This is a genomic window from Delftia tsuruhatensis NBRC 16741 (assembly GCF_001571325.1).
GTDB lineage: Bacteria > Pseudomonadota > Gammaproteobacteria > Burkholderiales > Burkholderiaceae_C > Comamonas > Comamonas tsuruhatensis.
This window is the reverse complement of the sequence record NZ_BCTO01000048.1, coordinates 21,539-37,232: the sequence shown is the minus strand read 5'-3', so window position 1 is coordinate 37,232 and position 15,694 is coordinate 21,539. Positions and strand designations below refer to the sequence as shown.

The following is a 15,694-nucleotide window of genomic DNA, read 5'->3' as shown; positions in this document are numbered from 1 at the left end:
CAAGCGATGACGAGCACCAAGCAAGAGGACGAAGGCAAGCTGCTGGGCGCACTGGCACTGGCGCTGCTGGACGATCCCAAGGCCAATCTGCAGGAGCTGGCACGCGCCATCGGCATCAGCAAGGCCACGCTCTACCGCTTCTGCCCCACGCGCGACCAGCTCATAGACCGGCTCATAGGGCATGCGGCCGACACGCTGTCGCGCGCCATGCGCGCGGCCGAGCTGGAGCGCCACGCGCCGCTGGAGGCGCTGCGCCGCCTCACCGCCCACTGCCAGGACCACCAGACGCTGCTGCTGTTCCTGATGTATTTCTGGCGCTCCGACATCTCGGTGGTCGGCCAGATAGAGAGCGAATGGGTGGCAGCCATGGATGCCTTTTTCCTGCGCGGCCAGCAGGCCGGCGTGTTCCGCATCGACATCACGGCCGCGGCGATGACCGAGCTGTGGCTTTCCATGGCCGTGGGCCTGCTGGATGCGGAGCGGCGCGGCCGTGTTGCGCGGGCCAGCGTGGCGGCCGTGATGGAGCAGGCCTTCCTGCACGGCGCCCTGCAGCCCGGCGCACCGGCTGCGTAGCACGCCGGGCGCCGATGGGAAACCGAGGTGATGAATGATGGTCATGCACTGCTTTCAATCGATGAAGGCAGCCATGGAATGGATTCGCATCAATGAACTAAAATTTTTCTAGTTCAAAAATCCATGAATTTTTCTCACCAAAATGTTGGAACGCACCCACCTCGCCATCGTCCGTGAAGTCGAAAAACAGGGCTCGCTGACGGCGGCGGCCGGCGTGCTGTGCGTGACGCAGTCGGCGCTGAGCCACAGCATGAAGAAGCTGGAGCAGCAGCTGGGCACGGACATCTGGCTGCGCGAAGGCCGCAGCCTGCGCCTGACGCAGGCCGGCCAGTACCTGCTGGCCGTGGCCCAGCGCGTGCTGCCCCAGCTGGACCTGGCCGAGGAGCGGCTGCGCCAGTTCGCCCAGGGCGAGCGCGGCGCGCTGCGCATCGGCATGGAGTGCCATCCCTGCTACCAGTGGCTGCTCAAGATCGTCGCGCCCTATCTGGCGAGCTGGCCCGATGTGGATGTGGATGTGAAGCAGAAATTCCAGTTCGGCGGCATCGGCGCCCTGTTCGGCTACGAGATCGACCTGCTGGTCACGCCCGATCCGCTGTTCAAGGCGGGCCTGGAGTTCGTGCCTGTGTTCGACTACGAGCAGGTGCTGGTGGTCTCCAGCGCGCATGCGCTGGCAGGGGCCGATTTCGTGGAGGCCGCCCAGCTCGCGCCCGAGGTGCTGATCACCTATCCCGTTCCCATGGACCGGCTGGACATCTACAACCAGTTCCTCATGCCGGCAGGCATCACGCCGCGCCGCCAGAAGGCCATAGAGACCACGGACATCATGATGCAGATGGTGGCCAGCGGCCGGGGCGTGGCGGCCCTGCCGCGCTGGCTGGTGCAGGAGTACGCGGGCAAGCTGGACGTGGTTCCCGTGCGCCTGGGCGCCAAGGGCATTGCCAAGCAGATCTTCCTGGGCGCGCGCGTGGCGGACCTGCAGACCGACTATCTGCAGGCCTTCATCGAGCTGGCGCGCCAGCCGCTGGCCGCTGGCGCCCCCCCTGCTCAGGCTGCCTGAGCCTGCGCCAGGAAGTCCTGCGCAAACCGCTGCAGCACCCCGCCGGCCTCGTAGACCGATACCTCCTCGGCCGTGTCCAGCCGGCAGGTCACGGGCACGCGCAGCGTCTGGCCGCCTCTGCGTTCAATCACCAGCGTGAGTTGGGTGCCCGGCGTGCGCTCGCCTTCCACGCCATAGATCTCCGTGCCGTCCAGCGCCAGGGTCTTGCGGTCGGTGCCCGGCAGGAACTGCAGCGGCAGCACGCCCATGCCGATGAGGTTGGTGCGGTGGATGCGCTCGAAGCCTTCGGCCACCACGGCCTCGACTCCGGCCAGCCGCACTCCCTTGGCCGCCCAGTCGCGCGAGCTGCCCTGGCCGTAGTCGGCGCCCGCGATGATGATCAGCGGCTGGCGGCGGTTCAGGTAGGTTTCCATGGCCTCCCACATGCGCACCACGCGGCCTTCGGGCTCGATGCGCGCCAGCGAGCCCTTGTGCTGCACGCCATCGATGACGGCCATTTCATTGACCAGCTGCGGGTTGGCGAAGGTGGCGCGCATGGCGGTGAGGTGGTCGCCGCGGTGGGTGGCGTAGGAGTTGAAGTCTTCCTCGGGCAGGCCCATGCGCGCCAGGTATTCGCCCGCCGCGCTGTCGGCCAGGATGGCGTTGGAGGGCGACAGGTGGTCGGTGGTGATGTTGTCGGGCAGCAGCGCCAGCGGCCGCATGTTGCGCAGCGTGCGCGGGAAGGCCGCCAGCGCGCCCACGCCTTCGGTATCCCAGTAGGGCGGGCGGCGGATGTAGGTGGACTGGGGGCGCCAGTCGTACTGTGGCCGGGCCCGGTCTCCATCGTCCTTGCGGATGGCGAACATGGGTTCGTAGACGGCGCGGAATTGCTCGGGGCGCACGGCCTGGGCAACGATGGCGTCGATCTCCTCGTCGGCGGGCCACAGGTCCTTGAGGCGGATCTCGCGGCCGCCCACCACAGCCAGCACGTCCTGCTCGATGTCGAAGCGGATGGTGCCCGCCAGCGCATAGGCCACGACCAGCGGCGGCGAGGCCAGGAAGGCCTGTTTGGCATACGGATGGATGCGCCCGTCGAAGTTGCGGTTGCCCGAGAGCACGGCCGTGGCGTAGAGGTCGCGCTCGACGATTTCCTGCTGGATCCTGGGGTCCAGCGCGCCGCTCATGCCGTTGCAGGTGGTGCAGGCAAAGGCGACGATGCCAAAGCCCAGTTGCTCCAGCTCGGTGAGCAGCCCGGCCTCCTTCAGGTACAGCTCCACGGCCTTGGAGCCCGGCGCCAGCGAGGACTTGACCCAGGGCTTGCGCGCCAGACCCAGGCGATTGGCATTGCGCGCCAGCAGCGCCGCGGCGATGACGTTGCGCGGGTTGCTGGTGTTGGTGCAGCTGGTGATGGCCGCGATGATGACGGCCCCATCGGGCATCAGGCCCTGGCGCTCCTGGGCGCGGGCGGCCTGCAGTTTTGCGGCATCGGCAATGCCGCGCTCGGCCAGGGCCGAGGTGGGCAGGCGCCGGTGCGGATTCGAGGGGCCGGCCATGTTGCGCACCACGGTGGACAGGTCGAACTGCAGCACGCGCTCGTACTGGGCATCGGCCAGGCTGTCGCTCCAGAAACCTGCGGTGCGCGCATAGGCCTCGACCAGGCGCACCTGGGCCTCGTCGCGGCCGGTCAGGCGCAGGTAGGCCAGGGTCTGGTCGTCAATGGAGAACATGGCCGCCGTGGCGCCGTATTCGGGGCACATGTTGGAGATGGTGGCGCGGTCGCCGATGCTCAGGCTGTCGGCGCCCTCGCCAAAGAATTCCACATAGGCGCCCACCACCTTTTGCTGGCGCAGGAATTCGGTCAGGGCCAGCACGATGTCGGTGGCGGTGATGCCGCCCTGGCGCCGGCCCGTGAGGCGCACGCCCACGATCTCGGGCATGCGCATCCAGGAGGCGCGGCCCAGCATGACGTTCTCGGCCTCAAGGCCGCCCACGCCCACGGCGATCACGCCCAGGGCATCGACATGGGGCGTGTGCGAGTCGGTGCCGACACAGGTATCCGGGAAGGCCAGGCCATCCTGCACTGTCACCACGGGGGACATCTTCTCCAGATTGATCTGGTGCATGATCCCGTTCCCTGCGGGGATCACATCCACGTTGGCGAAGGCTTTTTTTGTCCACTCGATGAAGTGGAAGCGGTCCTCGTTGCGGCGGTCCTCGATGGCCCGGTTCTTCACGAAGGCATCGGGATCGAAGCCGCCGCACTCCACGGCCAGCGAGTGGTCCACGATGAGCTGCACGGGCACGACGGGGTTGACCTGGGCCGGGTCGCCGCCTTCGGCCGCGATGGCGTCGCGCAGGCCGGCCAGGTCCACCAGGGCGGTCTGGCCCAGGATGTCGTGGCAGACCACGCGCACGGGGTACCAGGGAAAGTCGATGTCACGCCGGCGCTCGATGAGCTGCAGCAGGTAGCCGTCCAGCTGCGCGGGATCGGCGCGGCGCACGAGGTTCTCGGCGTGGACGCGGGCGGTGTAGGGCAGGCGTGCCCAGGCGCCGGGCGAGAGCGCATCGACGGCGGCGCGGGCATCGATGTAGTGCACCGTGGTGCCGGGCAGGGGTTTCTTGTGGTCGTTGTTCATGGGGCGGATGCAATGCGGGCAGGCCTGCAGCCCGCCCGCCAGGTTCAGGACAGCGGCGGCTCAGGCGCGCGCATCGAGGGGCACGAACTTCTGGTCATCCGGCCCCGTGTAGTTGGCGCTGGGGCGGATGATCTTGTTGTCCTGGCGCTGCTCGATCACGTGCGCGGCCCAGCCGCTGGTGCGCGCGATCACGAACAGCGGCGTGAACATGGCCGTGGGCACGCCCATCATGTGGTAGCTGACGGCGCTGAACCAGTCCAGGTTGGGGAACATCTTCTTGACCTCCCACATCACCGATTCCAGCCGGTCGGCAATGTCGTACATGCGGGTGGTTCCGGCCTCGTCGGACAGGCGCTTGGCCACGCCCTTGATGACCACGTTGCGCGGGTCGCTGACGGTGTAGACCGGGTGGCCGAAGCCGATCACCACTTCCTTGGCATCGACGCGGCGGCGGATGTCGGCCTCGGCCTCGTCGGGCGTGTCGTAGCGCTTCTGGATCTCGAAGGCCACCTCGTTGGCGCCGCCATGCTTGGGGCCGCGCAGCGCGCCGATGGCGCCCGCGATGGAGGAATACATATCGCTGCCCGTGCCCGCGATCACGCGCGCCGTGAAGGTGGAGGCGTTGAACTCATGCTCTGCATAGAGGTTGAGCGATGTGTGCATGGCGCGCACCCAGCCTTCGGACGGACGGTGGCCGTGCAGCAGGTGCAGGAAGTGGCCGCCGATGGAGTCGTCGTCGGTCTCCACCTCGATGCGCCGGCCCGAATTGCTCCAGTGGTACCAGTACAGCAGCATGGAGCCCAGGCTGGCCATGAGCCGGTCGGCAATGTCGCGGGCACCCGCCAGGTTGTGGTCGTCCTTTTCCGGCAGCACGCAGCCCAGGGCCGAGACGCCGGTGCGCATCACGTCCATCGGATGGGCGCCGGCAGGCAGCTGCTCCAGCGCCTGCCTGACGCTGGCCGGCAGGCCGCGCAGCGCCTGCAATTTGGTCTTGTAGGCCTGCAGTTCGGGGCGCGTGGGCAGCTTGCCGTGCACCAGCAGATGGGCGATCTCCTCGAACTCGCAGACCTCGGCAATGTCCAGGATGTCGTAGCCGCGATAGTGCAGGTCGTTGCCCGAGCGGCCCACGGTGCACAGCGCGGTGTTGCCGGCGGTCACGCCCGACAGCGCGACGGATTTCTTGGGCTTGAATGCGGACGCAGATGACGAAGTTGGCGCAGATGGCGCGTCGATGGTCGTGGTACTCATGAAAGGGTCTCCTGGTTCAGATAGGAATGGGCAATGGCCGCAGGAAGGCCGTTGTGGTCGACAGCCACCATCTCGAACAGGCCCTTGAGCACGTCCTCGCAGGCAATGCCCGGAGCCTGGGCCGACGCGGTGACGCAGACCGTCATGGAGCTGCGCCCGATGCGGCTGACCCAGCCGCGCAGGACGATCTCGTGGCCCACGGGCACGGGCGCCAGGAAGTCCACGCCGGTGACGGCGGCCATCACGACCTCGCGCTGTGCCAGGCTGCGCGCAGCGAGAAAGGCCGCCTTGGCCATGAGCTGCAGGCCCTGGCCCGCGAACAGCGTGCCGTGGTGGTTGGCCAGCGCGGGCAATACCAGTTCATGCAGCTCGGCGGTTCCGGTGGGTGTTGTCATGTTTCGCAATTTACGCAAAATAGCGCCCCTGCCATAGTGCTGAAAAGGCGAATTCTTGCGAAACGAAGTCCGTGAATTTGCAAATTCTGCGAATAACAGCCACCCGAGGAAACAGCCATGAAGAAGACGTTCATGGGCGTCAAGCTGCGCAAACTGCGCGCGGAGCACGGCCTGTCCCAGATCGCCCTGGCCCACGCGCTGGGCCTGTCGCCCAGCTACCTGAACCAGAACCAGCGGCCGCTGACGGTGTCGGTGCTGCTCAAGCTCAACCGCGCGCTGGGCGTCGATATCCAGCAGTTCTCGGAGGACGAGGAAGCGCGCCTGGTCGCCGGCCTGCGCGAGGCCCTTGCCGAGGCGCCCGAATCCATTGCCCTGCCCGAGCTGCAGGAAGTCGCCGCGCAGATGCCCGCCCTGGGACGTGCGGTGATGGCGCTGCACCGCCGCCATCTGGAGGCCCTGGAGCGCATCGAGAGCATGTCGCTCAGGCTGGGCGATGACCGCTCGGACATGCCGGTGGCGCGCACCATGCCGTTCGAGGCCGTGCGCGATTTCTTCTTTGCGCACCAGAACTACTTCGATGAAGTCGACCGCGCGGCCCAGGCCCTGGCCGGCGAGGCGCGTGCGGACCCGGGCCATCTGGCGGACTGGCTGGTCCGGCGGCTGCAGCAGCGCCACGGCGTGCAGGTGCATCGCCTGGAAGACTCCCGGCAAAGCCAGCGCCGGTTCGACCCGGCCACGCGCTCGCTGTGGCTGTCCTCGGCGCTGGAGCCTGCGCAACAGGCCTTCCAGCTGGGCACGCAGCTGGCCTTGCTGGAGATGGGCGACACGCTGGACCGGCTGATCGCCACCGCCGCCTTCCAGGGCGACCCGGCCTCAAGCAAGCTCGCCCGCGTGGGCCTTGCCAACTACTTTGCGGGCGCGCTGTTGCTGCCCTACGACCTGTTCCTGGAATCGGCCGAGCAGCTGCGCTATGACATCGACCTGCTGGGCCAGCGCTTTGGCGTGGGCTTTGAAACCGTCTGCCACCGGCTGAGCACGCTGCAGCGGCCCGGCGCGCCCGGCGTGCCCTTCTTCTTTGTGCGCGTGGACCGCGCGGGCAATATCTCCAAGCGCCAGTCGGCCACGCATTTCCACTTCAGCCGCACCGGCGGCACCTGCCCGCTGTGGACGGTGTACGAGGCCTTCGGCCAGCCCGACCAGGTGCTGCGCCAGCTCGCCAGCATGCCCGACGGGCGGCGCTACCTGTGGATTGCACGCTCGGTCTCGCATGGCCAGCGCGGCTATGGTTCGCCGCGCAAGACCTTCTCCATCGGCCTGGGCTGCGACATACGCCATGCCTCGCGCCTGGTCTATGCCAAGGGGCTGGACCTGGGCGATCCGGAATCGGCCACGCCCATCGGCATGGGCTGCAAGGTCTGCGAGCGCGACCAGTGCACGCAGCGCGCCTTTCCCTATGTGGGAAAGGCGCTGCATGTGGATGAGAACGCCAGCCGCTTTGCGCCGTACGGCGTAGGCGGCTAGCAACCCCCAGGCATCCTGTGCCGGGTCAGGAGGCCGCGCGCATGCGGTCGCGCAGATCGCGCACTTCGTCGTGGTTGCGCTGCGCTCCCTGGGCCTGGCGCTCCACCATCACGCGGATGGCCGGAGGCAGCGGCTGCTTGAGCGCCTTGCGGTACTGGGCGACGGCGGAATCCTCGCCGCGCTCGCACTCCTCCAGCACGGCCTTGTCGTCCTGCGAGGTCAGCGCCGTCTTCACCGACACCCAGCCCCGGTGCAGCGCGCCGGCCACCGTGCCGCCCGATGCGGGCTCGCGGCCCAGCTTGCGGATCTCGGCCTCCAGCTCCAGCGCGGCGGCGCCGCACTCGGCGCTGTGGCGCAGGAACAGGGTCTTGAGGTCCGGCGAGTCGGCGTTCTCGGCCGAGGTGCGAAAGCCGTACTCGCCATCGCGGCAGGATTCGAGCAGGTCGTTGAGCACGTCGGCCACATCGTCGTTGTCGATGTCGCCGGTGTAGGCCGGTGCCACGATGGTCCCCGTGTCATCACGGACATCGCGAACGCCTGCGCGCTCCCAGGCTGCGCGCGCTGCGGGCCGGGCCTGGTCCCAGTCCAGATGGCTGGCGCCACGGCGCGTGGTCCATTCGCGCTCCCATTCGGCGTCGAAGGCATCGAAATCGGCATCGCGGCGCGCGGCGGCCGCGTTCCAACCCAGCTCGTAGGCGGGGCGGTACTCCTCATAGCTGCGGCCGGCCACGTAGTAGGGCTCGTTCTGGTAGGCGTCGCGCCAGTAGGCGTCCTCGACCGTGGGATTGACGGCTTCGGCCGCGCCCTTGCCGGCCAGCCCGCCGACCACGGCACCGGCCACACCGCCCACGGCAGCACCGATGGGGCCGCCCATTGCGCCGAATGCAGCGCCGGTCACGGCACCGCCTGCAGCGCCTATGCCGGTGCCCACGGGATGTGCGCCGGGCGCGTCGGACAGCGGGTCACGGTTTGCGGGATTCGATTGCGTCATGGAATGTGCTCCTTGGCAGTTGAAAGTGATGTCTATCGTGATCGCCGTGGCGCGCCGCCGGCGTGCGCGCTTGCGGCCATGTGCCGTAGGAACGCGGCGACCGGGCCTTGCGGACATCGCGCCAGTGGCCTGTGGCCATTTTTCGCACCCCGGCACAGGGCAATCGGCGTGCCTGAGAACGGCGTTCATGCGCGAGGCATCTTTTCGTTCCTGCGCTTTCGGCGTGGTCCCACGGCGGCTGCGAAAGGGCCAAGAGACCATGGCCCAAGCGCCGCCTGCGCAGGGCCGCGAATGAAAGGAAGACGCCATGAAAGACAAGACCCCATCCGCATCCAAGTCCTCTGCACCCACACAGGCGAAGCCGTCGGGCGATGGCCAGACCAAGCTGCCCGGACAGGTCGGCAAGGCGCCCCATGCGCCCGGTGAATCCGATGCATCCGACGCATCCGAACAGGGCCTGCGCCTTCCGCACGAGCGCGACCAGAGCCTGGACGCTACCAGCGATGCGCCCGATCCGGTGATGCGCCAGGCCCATGACGACCTCGCCTCCGGCCAGGTCGATACCGACATGCGCCAGACGCCGGGCCTGGATGCCGAACGGCGCAAGAAGATGGTGCGCAAGCAGCCTTGATGGCACCTGAAGCTTGCACCTGAAGCGCAACGAGCTGCTGGCAGCCAACAAGATCGCCAGCAACCGCATGACCGGCATCGAAGGGCTCTGGACGGGGAGCAGCTGCAGCAAGTGGCGGCCTTCCACGTCAACCTAGCCGCCCGCGCGCACGAAAGCGGAGCCTGCAAGGAATGCCACTCCATCGACAAAGACGACCCGGCACGGCCCTGCAACTGAGGTGCCCGCGCTTCACTCCATACAGGAGCAGCCCCATGCCCGACATTCCCGACTGGCTCCAGTGGCCTGCCTTTCTGGCCTCCATCGCCGGCGCCTGGTGTGTGGGCTCGCGTTCTGCGCAAAGGCGCAACCTGGGCTTCTGGATCCTGATGCTCAGCAATGCGCTGTGGGCGCTGTGGGGCTGGTCCACGGCGGCCTGGGCGCTGGTGAGCCTGCAGTTCTGCCTGGCCATCACCAACATCCGCGGCTCCATCAAGGCCGAGCGGTGAGCAGGCCATGGCAGCAGACGCTTTCCTGATGTCGATCCACGAAACCGGCAACCCATACCCTGGCGCCTCCATGGAAACACCCCCATCCCCCACCTGCAGATCCGCCCTGTTCCTCGACTTCGACGGCACGCTCGTGCCGCTGGCCGAGACCCCGGACGCCATTGCGCCAGACCCCGTCCTGATCCCCATGCTGGCCAGGCTGCAGGGTCTGTTGGGCGGTGCGCTGGCCATCGTCACGGGTCGGCAGGTCGAGATGCTGGACCACTTTCTGGCGCCGCTGCATCTGCCCGCCGCCTGCGAGCACGGCCTGCAGCGGCGGGATGCCGCAGGCCGCCTGCACATGCAGGCATCGGCCATGCCAGAGACCGTGCTGCAGATGTGCAATGCCTTGGCGGCCGACCATCCGCGCCTGCTGGTGGAGCGCAAGCGCTCCTCGGTCGCACTGCACTACCGGCGTGCGCCAGAGCTGGCGGCGCTGTGCCTGGACATGTTGGGCCGCGCCCTGCGACACCAGCCCGGTCTGGAGCTGCTGCACGGCAAATGCGTGCTGGAGGTCAGGCCCGCAGGCGTGGACAAGGGCCACGCCATTGCGGCCTTCCTGCGCGAAGCGCCGTTCGCCGGCCGCATCCCGGTGTTTGCCGGTGACGATGTCACGGACGAGAGCGGCTTTGCCGTGGTGCAGGCGCACGGCGGCATGGCGATCAAGGTGGGCGAAGGCGCAAGCAGGGCCCGCCACCGGCTGGACAGCCCGCAGGCCGTGCACGCCTGGCTGCAGTCCGCATGCATGCACCTGGCGGCACAGACCTGCGCGGAGGCCCTGCCATGAGCCGGCTGGTGGTGATCTCCAACCGCGTGGCCGATCCGCGCAGGGCCGCAGCCGGGGGCCTTGCCGTGGCCATGGGCGATGCGCTGCGGCAGACGGGCGGCCTGTGGTTCGGCTGGAGTGGAACCGTCACCGACGACGGTGCCCAGGCCGCGCCGGCCGGCCATGTGCACCGCACCCAGGCCGGCAAGGTCACGCTGGCCACGGTGGACCTGGACCGCGCGGACCATGACAGCTACTACGCGGGCTACAGCAACGGCGTGCTGTGGCCCGTCTTTCACGGACGGCTGGACCTGGCGAGCTTCGACACGGGCCTTGCGGCCGGCTACCGCCGCGTGAACCAGCTGCTTGCGCGCCGACTGCTGCCCCTGCTGGCGCAGGACGACATCCTCTGGGTGCATGACTACCACCTGATCCCGCTGGCGGCCGAGCTGCGCGCCCTGGGCTGCCGCCAGCGCATCGGCTTTTTCCTGCACATCCCATTGCCCCCGCCGACCCTGCTGGCGGCCATTCCCGAGCATGAGTGGCTGATGCGCTGCCTGTTTGCCTACGACCTTGTGGGCCTGCAGACCCGCCAGGACGTGCAGCATTTCGAGCGCTATGTCTGCGACGAGGCCGGGGGCCAGTCGCTGGGCGATGGCGCCTTGCGTGCCCATGGGCAGCGCCTGGTGTGCCGCGCCTTCCCCATCGGCATCGATGTGGAGGGCTTCGCGGCGCTGGCCCTGTCCGGCGCATCGCAGGACATGCATGCGCGCATGAAGCACGAGTACGCACAGCGTCGCCTGCTGCTGGGCATAGACCGGCTGGACTACTCCAAGGGCCTGCCGCAGCGCCTGCGTGCCTTCCGGGAGCTGCTGGCCCGCCATCCCGAGCAGCGCCGGCGCGCCACGCTGATCCAGATCGGCTCGCCCACGCGCGAGGGCCTGGACGCGTATGCCGACATACGGCGGGAGCTTGAATCGCTGTGCGGCGCCGTCAACGGCGACTACGGCGAGCTGGACTGGATGCCCGTGCGCTACATCCACCAGACCCTGCCGCGCGATGGCATTCCGGGCCTGTGCCGCGCGGCGGCCGTGGGCCTGGTCACGCCGCTGCGCGACGGCATGAACCTCGTGGCCAAGGAATATGTGGCGGCGCAGGACCCGGCCGACCCGGGCGTGCTGGTGCTGTCGCGGTTTGCCGGCGCGGCCGAGCAGCTGCAGGAGGCGCTGCTGGTCAATCCCTACGACGTGCACGGCACGGCCGCCGTGGTGCAGCAGGCCCTGCAGATGCCCCTGCAGGAAAGGCGCCAGCGGCACCAGCGGCTGCTGCAGCGCATCGCCGAGCAGGATGTGCACTGGTGGCGCAAGGCCTTTCTGTCTGCCTTGAAAGAGGCCAGGCCGCTGGAGCACAGGGAAAGGGAAGCCTTCGGCATCCCCGTTCCCTCGATCAGGCAGGAGCAGGCACCGCTGCGCCTGGAGCTGGCCGCCTGCCCTGCCGACGGCGTGGAACGGGACGCCTGCCGGTCGGTGGTCTCCGACAGGTAATGCCTTCCTGCTCCTGCGGCGCCGCGTTCATCCTCCCGGCACCATGGCATCGCCCGGCCCCACCCCCATTTCCAGGGCTGCGCACGACACACAAAAGGAAGGCAAGCGGCGATGGCCCAGCACGACAACGAGCACGCCCATGCGTGGACATGCAGCGACACGCTGGCGCAGGCCTTGCGCGGCCACACGGACCTGTCGCCAGCGGACCAGTTGGCCCTGCTGGTGGCGCAGGGCGCCGACCGCCTGCCGCTGCCGGGCCATGGCCACACGCTGCAGCGCTGGCGCGCACTGGCCGAGGTGGCCGCCCACAGCCTGAGCCTGGCCAAGCTCTATGAAGGCCATACCGATGCCCTGGCCATCCTGTCCGAGCTGCAGGCAGACCTGTGCACCGAAGGCCTGCGCTGGGCCGTCTGGTGCGCCGAGCCGCCGGGCGAGCGCGTGCAGGCCACGCCCACGGCCCCCCATGCTGCGGCACATGCCGGCATGGCCGTGCAGCTGTCCGGCCACAAGCCCTGGTGTTCGGGCGCGCGCGCGGTGGACCGTGCCCTGGTCAGCGGCTGGCTGGCCGACGGCCGGCGCTGCCTGATCGCCGTCACCATGGACCAGCCCGGCATCCGCAGGGACGACAGCCACTGGCAGGCCGTGGGCATGGCCGCCAGCGCCAGCGCCGACGTGCATTTCGACGGCGCCACCGGCGTGCTGGTCGGCGAACCGGGCCAGTACCTGAGCCGCCCCGGCTTTCACCATGGCGGCGCGGGCGTTGCTGCCTGCTGGCATGGCGCGGCAGCGCGCATCGCCAGCCATCTGCAGCAGGCCGTCGGTCAAGGCGAGGACCCGCACCGCCAGGCCCACCTGGGCGCGCTGGATGTGGCCCTGGCCGGCGCGGCCGGCCTGCTGCGCGACGCTGCAGCCCGCATCGATGCCACGCCCTCGGACCCCTGCCTGCTGGCCGTGAGCCGCGCCCGCCTGGCCGTGGAAGCCGCCGCCGAAGAGGTGCTGCGGCGCGTGCCGCGCGCCATCGGTCCCGGCCCGCTGTGCAAGAACAGGGGCCTGGCGCAGCTAATGGCCGACCTGCCCGTCTTCATCCGCCAAAGCCATGCCGAGCGCGACCAGGCCGCGCTGGGCCGCCTGCTGGCCGACAAGGCACAGACCTCGCAGGCACCGGGAGGCGCGGCATGGATGCTGTGAAGCCGCGCCTCATCGAGGGCCGGGGCACGCCGGAATCGCGCTGGCAGGCCTGGTTTGCGCAGCGCCGGCCAGCGCAGGTATCCATGGACGACCTGCTGGACGGCCGGCGCCGCGCCGTCATCGTCGCGCCGCACCCCGATGACGAGATCCTGGGCTGCGCCGGCCTGCTGCGCCGCTGTGCCGAGCGGGGCATGCCCTGCCTCATCGTCTCCGTGACCGATGGCGGAGCCAGCCACCCCGACTCGACGCTGTGGCCGCCGCAGCGTCTGGTGCGCGAGCGCGTGCACGAGAGCACCCAGGCCCTGGCCCTGCTTGCGCCGCAGGCGCAGGTGCTGCGGCTGGGCCTGCCCGACGGCCATATCGCCGAGCATGCAGCGCAGTTGCTGCAACGGCTGGAGCAGTTGCTGCAGCCCTCGGATGCGCTGCTGTGCACCTGGCGCGAAGACGGTCACCCGGACCACGAGGCCACGGGCCAGGCCTGCGCCACGGCAGCCCGGCACGCGGGCTGCCGGCTCTTCGAGCTGCCGATCTGGGCCTGGCACTGGGCCGAGCCCGGCGACGCGCGCGTGCCCTGGCACCGCGCCGCCGCCATTGCGCTGGCGCCGCAGGAGCTGGCGCTCAAGCGCCAGGCCCTGTCGTGCTTTCGCAGCCAGCTGCTGCCCGACCCGTCCACGGGCCGCGACGCCATCCTGCCGTCCTGGGCCACGCAGCGCCTGCTGCGTCCGTTTGAAGTGGTGTTCCTATGAACGGCGCCCGGCAGCACTTCGAGCAGATGTACCAGGCCGACCCCGACCCCTGGCAGGTCGCATCACGCTGGTACGAACGGCGCAAGCGCGACCTGCTGCTGGCCGCCCTGCCGCGCGAGCGCTATGCCCACGGCTTCGAGCCCGGCTGCGGCAATGGCGAGGCCACGCAGCGCCTGCTGCAGCGCTGCGACCGGCTGTGCGCCGTCGATTTCTCGGACAGGGCCGTGGATCTGTGCCGCCAGCGGATTGCGCCGCAGGACCGCGCCCGCCTGGACCTGCAGGCCCTGCCCCTGCCCTGGCAATGGCCACAGGTGCCCCAGGCGCCGCAGCAAGGCTTCGATCTCATCGTGGTCTCGGAGCTTGCCTACTACTTCGACGACGCGGCACTGGCGCATTTCAACCGCCAGTGCCTGGCCTCGCTGCAGGGCGGCGGCCACTGGCTCATGTGCCACTGGCGGCATGGGGCGCACGACCACCTGCAGAGCACCCGCGCCCTGCATGACAGCGTGTCGGCCCATGCGCAGCTGCACTTGCTGCTGAGCCACAGCGAACCGAATTTCCAGCTGGACATCTGGCAGAAAACCCCTGAAAGGACGGACAGATGATCGGCGTGTGCATCCCAGCCCATGACGAGGAAGACCTCATAGGCCGCTGCCTGGACAGCGTGTTTTGCGCGGCCGCCCATGCCGACCTGCAAGGCGAGACCGTGGCCGTCGTGGTGGTGCTGGACAGCTGCCAGGACGCCACCGAATCGGCCGTGCGCCGCTGGCCCGCCATCCCGTTGTCCATTGCCGCGCGCAACGTGGGCAAGGCGCGGGCCCTGGGGTCGGAGTACCTGCTGCTGCTGGGCGCCCGCTGGCTGGCCTTCACGGACGCCGACACCACCGTCTCGCCGAGCTGGCTGGCCGACCAGCTGGCGCTTCAGTCCGACGTGGTCTGCGGCACGGTGCAGGTGGCCGACTGGTCGGCCCACGGCGTCCAGGCGGACACGGCGCGGCGGCACTTCGAGACCACCTACACGGACCGCGACGGCCACCGCCACGTGCATGGCGCCAACCTGGGCATCTCAGCCTGGCACTACCGCCAGGCCGGCGGGTTCGACGCACGCACCTGCGGCGAGGATCAGGACCTGGTGGACCGCCTGGCGGCCGGCGGCGCCCGCATCGCCTGGTCGGCCAGGCCCCGGGTGATGACCAGCGGCCGCGCCTACTCGCGCGTGGCCGACGGCTTTGCCGGTGCGCTGCGCCAGGGATGGGCCCTGCCCGGCGACGCGCCGCCTGCGCTGCCCGTGCTCCAGGGCGCCCTGGCGCAGCAGGCCCTGGCCCTGCCTCAACCGCAGGCCGGCTCGTCCACGCGGTAGCAGTCCCTGAGGAACACCGGCAGGTCGTTGGCCGGCGGCACGAAGGGCACCTGGTACATCATGTCGCTGACAAAGCCACGGTGGTAGCTGCCATGGTTCACCACATGCAGCACGATCTGCTCGCGCGTCATGGCGCCCTGCCCGCCGCCCACGAACTCGAAGTGCACGACCTTCGCCAGTTCCTCGTCCGGGCACGCATCGACGAACTCCACATACCAGCGGTCCATTGCCTGCACGGATTCCCACAGCGCCTGCAGCGTGGGCGTGTGGTCGGTGTTGCGCATGGTGTAGCCATGCTTGCGGCCCTGCAGGTGGTGCCTGAAGATGTCCTCCACCACAAGGACGTGGTTCAGCGTGCGCACCATGTTGCCGAAGCTCGTGGGGCGCTGCTTCAAGGCCTCGCCTTCGGGCAGCTCCATCACGCTCTTGAAGGTCAGGCCGTTGGCCCAGGCCTTGTAGCGCACCAGCATTTTCAGGTTGGCCCTGGCCGATGAGACGGGAGCGCACAGGCTCTCTTGGATCGCTGTCATTCGTG

General features: G+C 69.1%; 16 protein-coding genes. 11 read left to right on the top strand and 5 right to left on the bottom strand.

Going from position 1 to position 15,694, the window contains the following annotated elements; genetic code table 11:
* The first annotated feature begins 6 nt into the window (after window positions 1-6).
* Window positions 7-573, top strand: coding sequence for a TetR/AcrR family transcriptional regulator (locus DTS01S_RS22180; RefSeq protein WP_061288842.1), 567 nt, complete (start codon window positions 7-9; stop codon window positions 571-573).
* 142 nt (window positions 574-715) lie between these two features.
* A complete protein-coding gene (locus DTS01S_RS22175; protein WP_061288839.1) occupies window positions 716-1,630 on the top strand; it encodes a LysR family transcriptional regulator in 915 nt (304 codons plus the stop codon).
* Here the strand turns inward: DTS01S_RS22175 and acnD are convergent.
* Genes acnD through DTS01S_RS22160 form a run of 3 tightly spaced genes read right to left on the bottom strand, consistent with a single transcriptional unit; the run spans window position 1,618 to window position 5,888 of the window.
* Window positions 1,618-4,245, bottom strand: coding sequence for a Fe/S-dependent 2-methylisocitrate dehydratase AcnD (gene acnD, locus DTS01S_RS22170; RefSeq protein ID WP_061288837.1), 2,628 nt, complete (start codon window positions 4,243-4,245; stop codon window positions 1,618-1,620). The two genes, DTS01S_RS22175 and acnD, sit on opposite strands and share 13 nt — an antisense overlap.
* A gap of 60 nt (window positions 4,246-4,305) precedes the next feature.
* Window positions 4,306-5,493, bottom strand: a complete 1,188-nt coding sequence (gene prpC / locus DTS01S_RS22165) for a bifunctional 2-methylcitrate synthase/citrate synthase (protein WP_026062818.1) — start codon at window positions 5,491-5,493, stop codon at window positions 4,306-4,308.
* A complete protein-coding gene (locus DTS01S_RS22160) occupies window positions 5,490-5,888 on the bottom strand; it encodes an acyl-CoA thioesterase (protein ID WP_016448408.1) in 399 nt (132 codons plus the stop codon). Before DTS01S_RS22160 ends, prpC begins: the two co-directional genes overlap by 4 nt.
* Window positions 5,889-6,005: 117 nt before the next feature.
* On the opposite strand from DTS01S_RS22160, the gene DTS01S_RS22155 reads away from it, so the two are divergent.
* The gene (locus DTS01S_RS22155; RefSeq protein WP_061288833.1) at window positions 6,006-7,409 is read left to right on the top strand and encodes a short-chain fatty acyl-CoA regulator family protein; all 1,404 of its coding nucleotides are present in this window, start codon (window positions 6,006-6,008) and stop codon (window positions 7,407-7,409) included.
* A 25-nt stretch (window positions 7,410-7,434) separates the two neighbouring features.
* Here DTS01S_RS22155 and DTS01S_RS22150 read toward each other — a convergent pair whose 3' ends face one another.
* Window positions 7,435-8,400 carry a ferritin-like domain-containing protein gene (locus DTS01S_RS22150; protein ID WP_016448410.1) on the bottom strand — a complete coding sequence of 322 codons (966 nt, stop codon included), beginning with the start codon at window positions 8,398-8,400 and terminating at the stop codon, window positions 7,435-7,437.
* A 307-nt stretch (window positions 8,401-8,707) separates the two neighbouring features.
* Between DTS01S_RS22150 and DTS01S_RS22145 the strand changes: the two genes are divergently transcribed.
* The 8 genes from DTS01S_RS22145 to DTS01S_RS22105 all read left to right on the top strand — a co-directional run bounded on the left by DTS01S_RS22145 (window position 8,708) and on the right by DTS01S_RS22105 (window position 15,159).
* Window positions 8,708-9,031, top strand: a complete 324-nt coding sequence (locus DTS01S_RS22145) for a hypothetical protein (RefSeq protein WP_016448411.1) — start codon at window positions 8,708-8,710, stop codon at window positions 9,029-9,031.
* 251 nt (window positions 9,032-9,282) lie between these two features.
* Window positions 9,283-9,516 (top strand): hypothetical protein, encoded by a 234-nt coding sequence (locus tag DTS01S_RS22135; RefSeq protein ID WP_016452716.1) that lies wholly within the window; start codon window positions 9,283-9,285, stop codon window positions 9,514-9,516.
* A 7-nt stretch (window positions 9,517-9,523) separates the two neighbouring features.
* Window positions 9,524-10,342 carry a trehalose-phosphatase gene (gene otsB, locus DTS01S_RS22130; RefSeq protein WP_061288830.1) on the top strand — a complete coding sequence of 273 codons (819 nt, stop codon included), beginning with the start codon at window positions 9,524-9,526 and terminating at the stop codon, window positions 10,340-10,342.
* Window positions 10,339-11,865 carry an alpha,alpha-trehalose-phosphate synthase (UDP-forming) gene (locus tag DTS01S_RS22125; RefSeq protein WP_061288938.1) on the top strand — a complete coding sequence of 509 codons (1,527 nt, stop codon included), beginning with the start codon at window positions 10,339-10,341 and terminating at the stop codon, window positions 11,863-11,865. Before otsB ends, DTS01S_RS22125 begins: the two co-directional genes overlap by 4 nt.
* 111 nt (window positions 11,866-11,976) lie before the next feature.
* A complete protein-coding gene (locus DTS01S_RS22120) occupies window positions 11,977-13,053 on the top strand; it encodes an acyl-CoA dehydrogenase family protein (protein WP_061288827.1) in 1,077 nt (358 codons plus the stop codon).
* Window positions 13,041-13,799, top strand: coding sequence for a PIG-L deacetylase family protein (locus DTS01S_RS22115; protein WP_061288825.1), 759 nt, complete (start codon window positions 13,041-13,043; stop codon window positions 13,797-13,799). The genes DTS01S_RS22120 and DTS01S_RS22115 overlap by 13 nt, the downstream gene beginning before the upstream one ends.
* Window positions 13,796-14,404, top strand: a complete 609-nt coding sequence (locus DTS01S_RS22110; RefSeq protein WP_061288820.1) for a methyltransferase domain-containing protein — start codon at window positions 13,796-13,798, stop codon at window positions 14,402-14,404. The genes DTS01S_RS22115 and DTS01S_RS22110 overlap by 4 nt, the downstream gene beginning before the upstream one ends.
* A complete protein-coding gene (locus DTS01S_RS22105) occupies window positions 14,401-15,159 on the top strand; it encodes a glycosyltransferase (RefSeq protein WP_016448418.1) in 759 nt (252 codons plus the stop codon). Before DTS01S_RS22110 ends, DTS01S_RS22105 begins: the two co-directional genes overlap by 4 nt.
* On the opposite strand, the gene DTS01S_RS22100 is transcribed toward DTS01S_RS22105, so the two are convergent.
* Window positions 15,129-15,689 carry a DinB family protein gene (locus DTS01S_RS22100; protein ID WP_061288814.1) on the bottom strand — a complete coding sequence of 187 codons (561 nt, stop codon included), beginning with the start codon at window positions 15,687-15,689 and terminating at the stop codon, window positions 15,129-15,131. The genes DTS01S_RS22105 and DTS01S_RS22100 overlap by 31 nt on opposite strands.
* Window positions 15,690-15,694 lie beyond the last annotated feature (5 nt).

Bases quoted from the DNA above. Each gene is read 5' to 3' on its own strand.
- DTS01S_RS22180 (WP_061288842.1), top strand. From the start codon at position 7: ATGACGAGCACCAAGCAAGAGGACGAAGGCAAGCTGCTGGGCGCACTG.
- DTS01S_RS22175 (WP_061288839.1), top strand. From the start codon at position 716: ATGTTGGAACGCACCCACCTCGCCATCGTCCGTGAAGTCGAAAAACAG.
- acnD (WP_061288837.1), bottom strand. From the start codon at position 4,245: ATGAACAACGACCACAAGAAACCCCTGCCCGGCACCACGGTGCACTAC.
- prpC (WP_026062818.1), bottom strand. From the start codon at position 5,493: ATGAGTACCACGACCATCGACGCGCCATCTGCGCCAACTTCGTCATCT.
- DTS01S_RS22160 (WP_016448408.1), bottom strand. From the start codon at position 5,888: ATGACAACACCCACCGGAACCGCCGAGCTGCATGAACTGGTATTGCCC.
- DTS01S_RS22155 (WP_061288833.1), top strand. From the start codon at position 6,006: ATGAAGAAGACGTTCATGGGCGTCAAGCTGCGCAAACTGCGCGCGGAG.
- DTS01S_RS22150 (WP_016448410.1), bottom strand. From the start codon at position 8,400: ATGACGCAATCGAATCCCGCAAACCGTGACCCGCTGTCCGACGCGCCC.
- DTS01S_RS22145 (WP_016448411.1), top strand. From the start codon at position 8,708: ATGAAAGACAAGACCCCATCCGCATCCAAGTCCTCTGCACCCACACAG.
- DTS01S_RS22135 (WP_016452716.1), top strand. From the start codon at position 9,283: ATGCCCGACATTCCCGACTGGCTCCAGTGGCCTGCCTTTCTGGCCTCC.
- otsB (WP_061288830.1), top strand. From the start codon at position 9,524: ATGGCAGCAGACGCTTTCCTGATGTCGATCCACGAAACCGGCAACCCA.
- DTS01S_RS22125 (WP_061288938.1), top strand. From the start codon at position 10,339: ATGAGCCGGCTGGTGGTGATCTCCAACCGCGTGGCCGATCCGCGCAGG.
- DTS01S_RS22120 (WP_061288827.1), top strand. From the start codon at position 11,977: ATGGCCCAGCACGACAACGAGCACGCCCATGCGTGGACATGCAGCGAC.
- DTS01S_RS22115 (WP_061288825.1), top strand. From the start codon at position 13,041: ATGGATGCTGTGAAGCCGCGCCTCATCGAGGGCCGGGGCACGCCGGAA.
- DTS01S_RS22110 (WP_061288820.1), top strand. From the start codon at position 13,796: ATGAACGGCGCCCGGCAGCACTTCGAGCAGATGTACCAGGCCGACCCC.
- DTS01S_RS22105 (WP_016448418.1), top strand. From the start codon at position 14,401: ATGATCGGCGTGTGCATCCCAGCCCATGACGAGGAAGACCTCATAGGC.
- DTS01S_RS22100 (WP_061288814.1), bottom strand. From the start codon at position 15,689: ATGACAGCGATCCAAGAGAGCCTGTGCGCTCCCGTCTCATCGGCCAGG.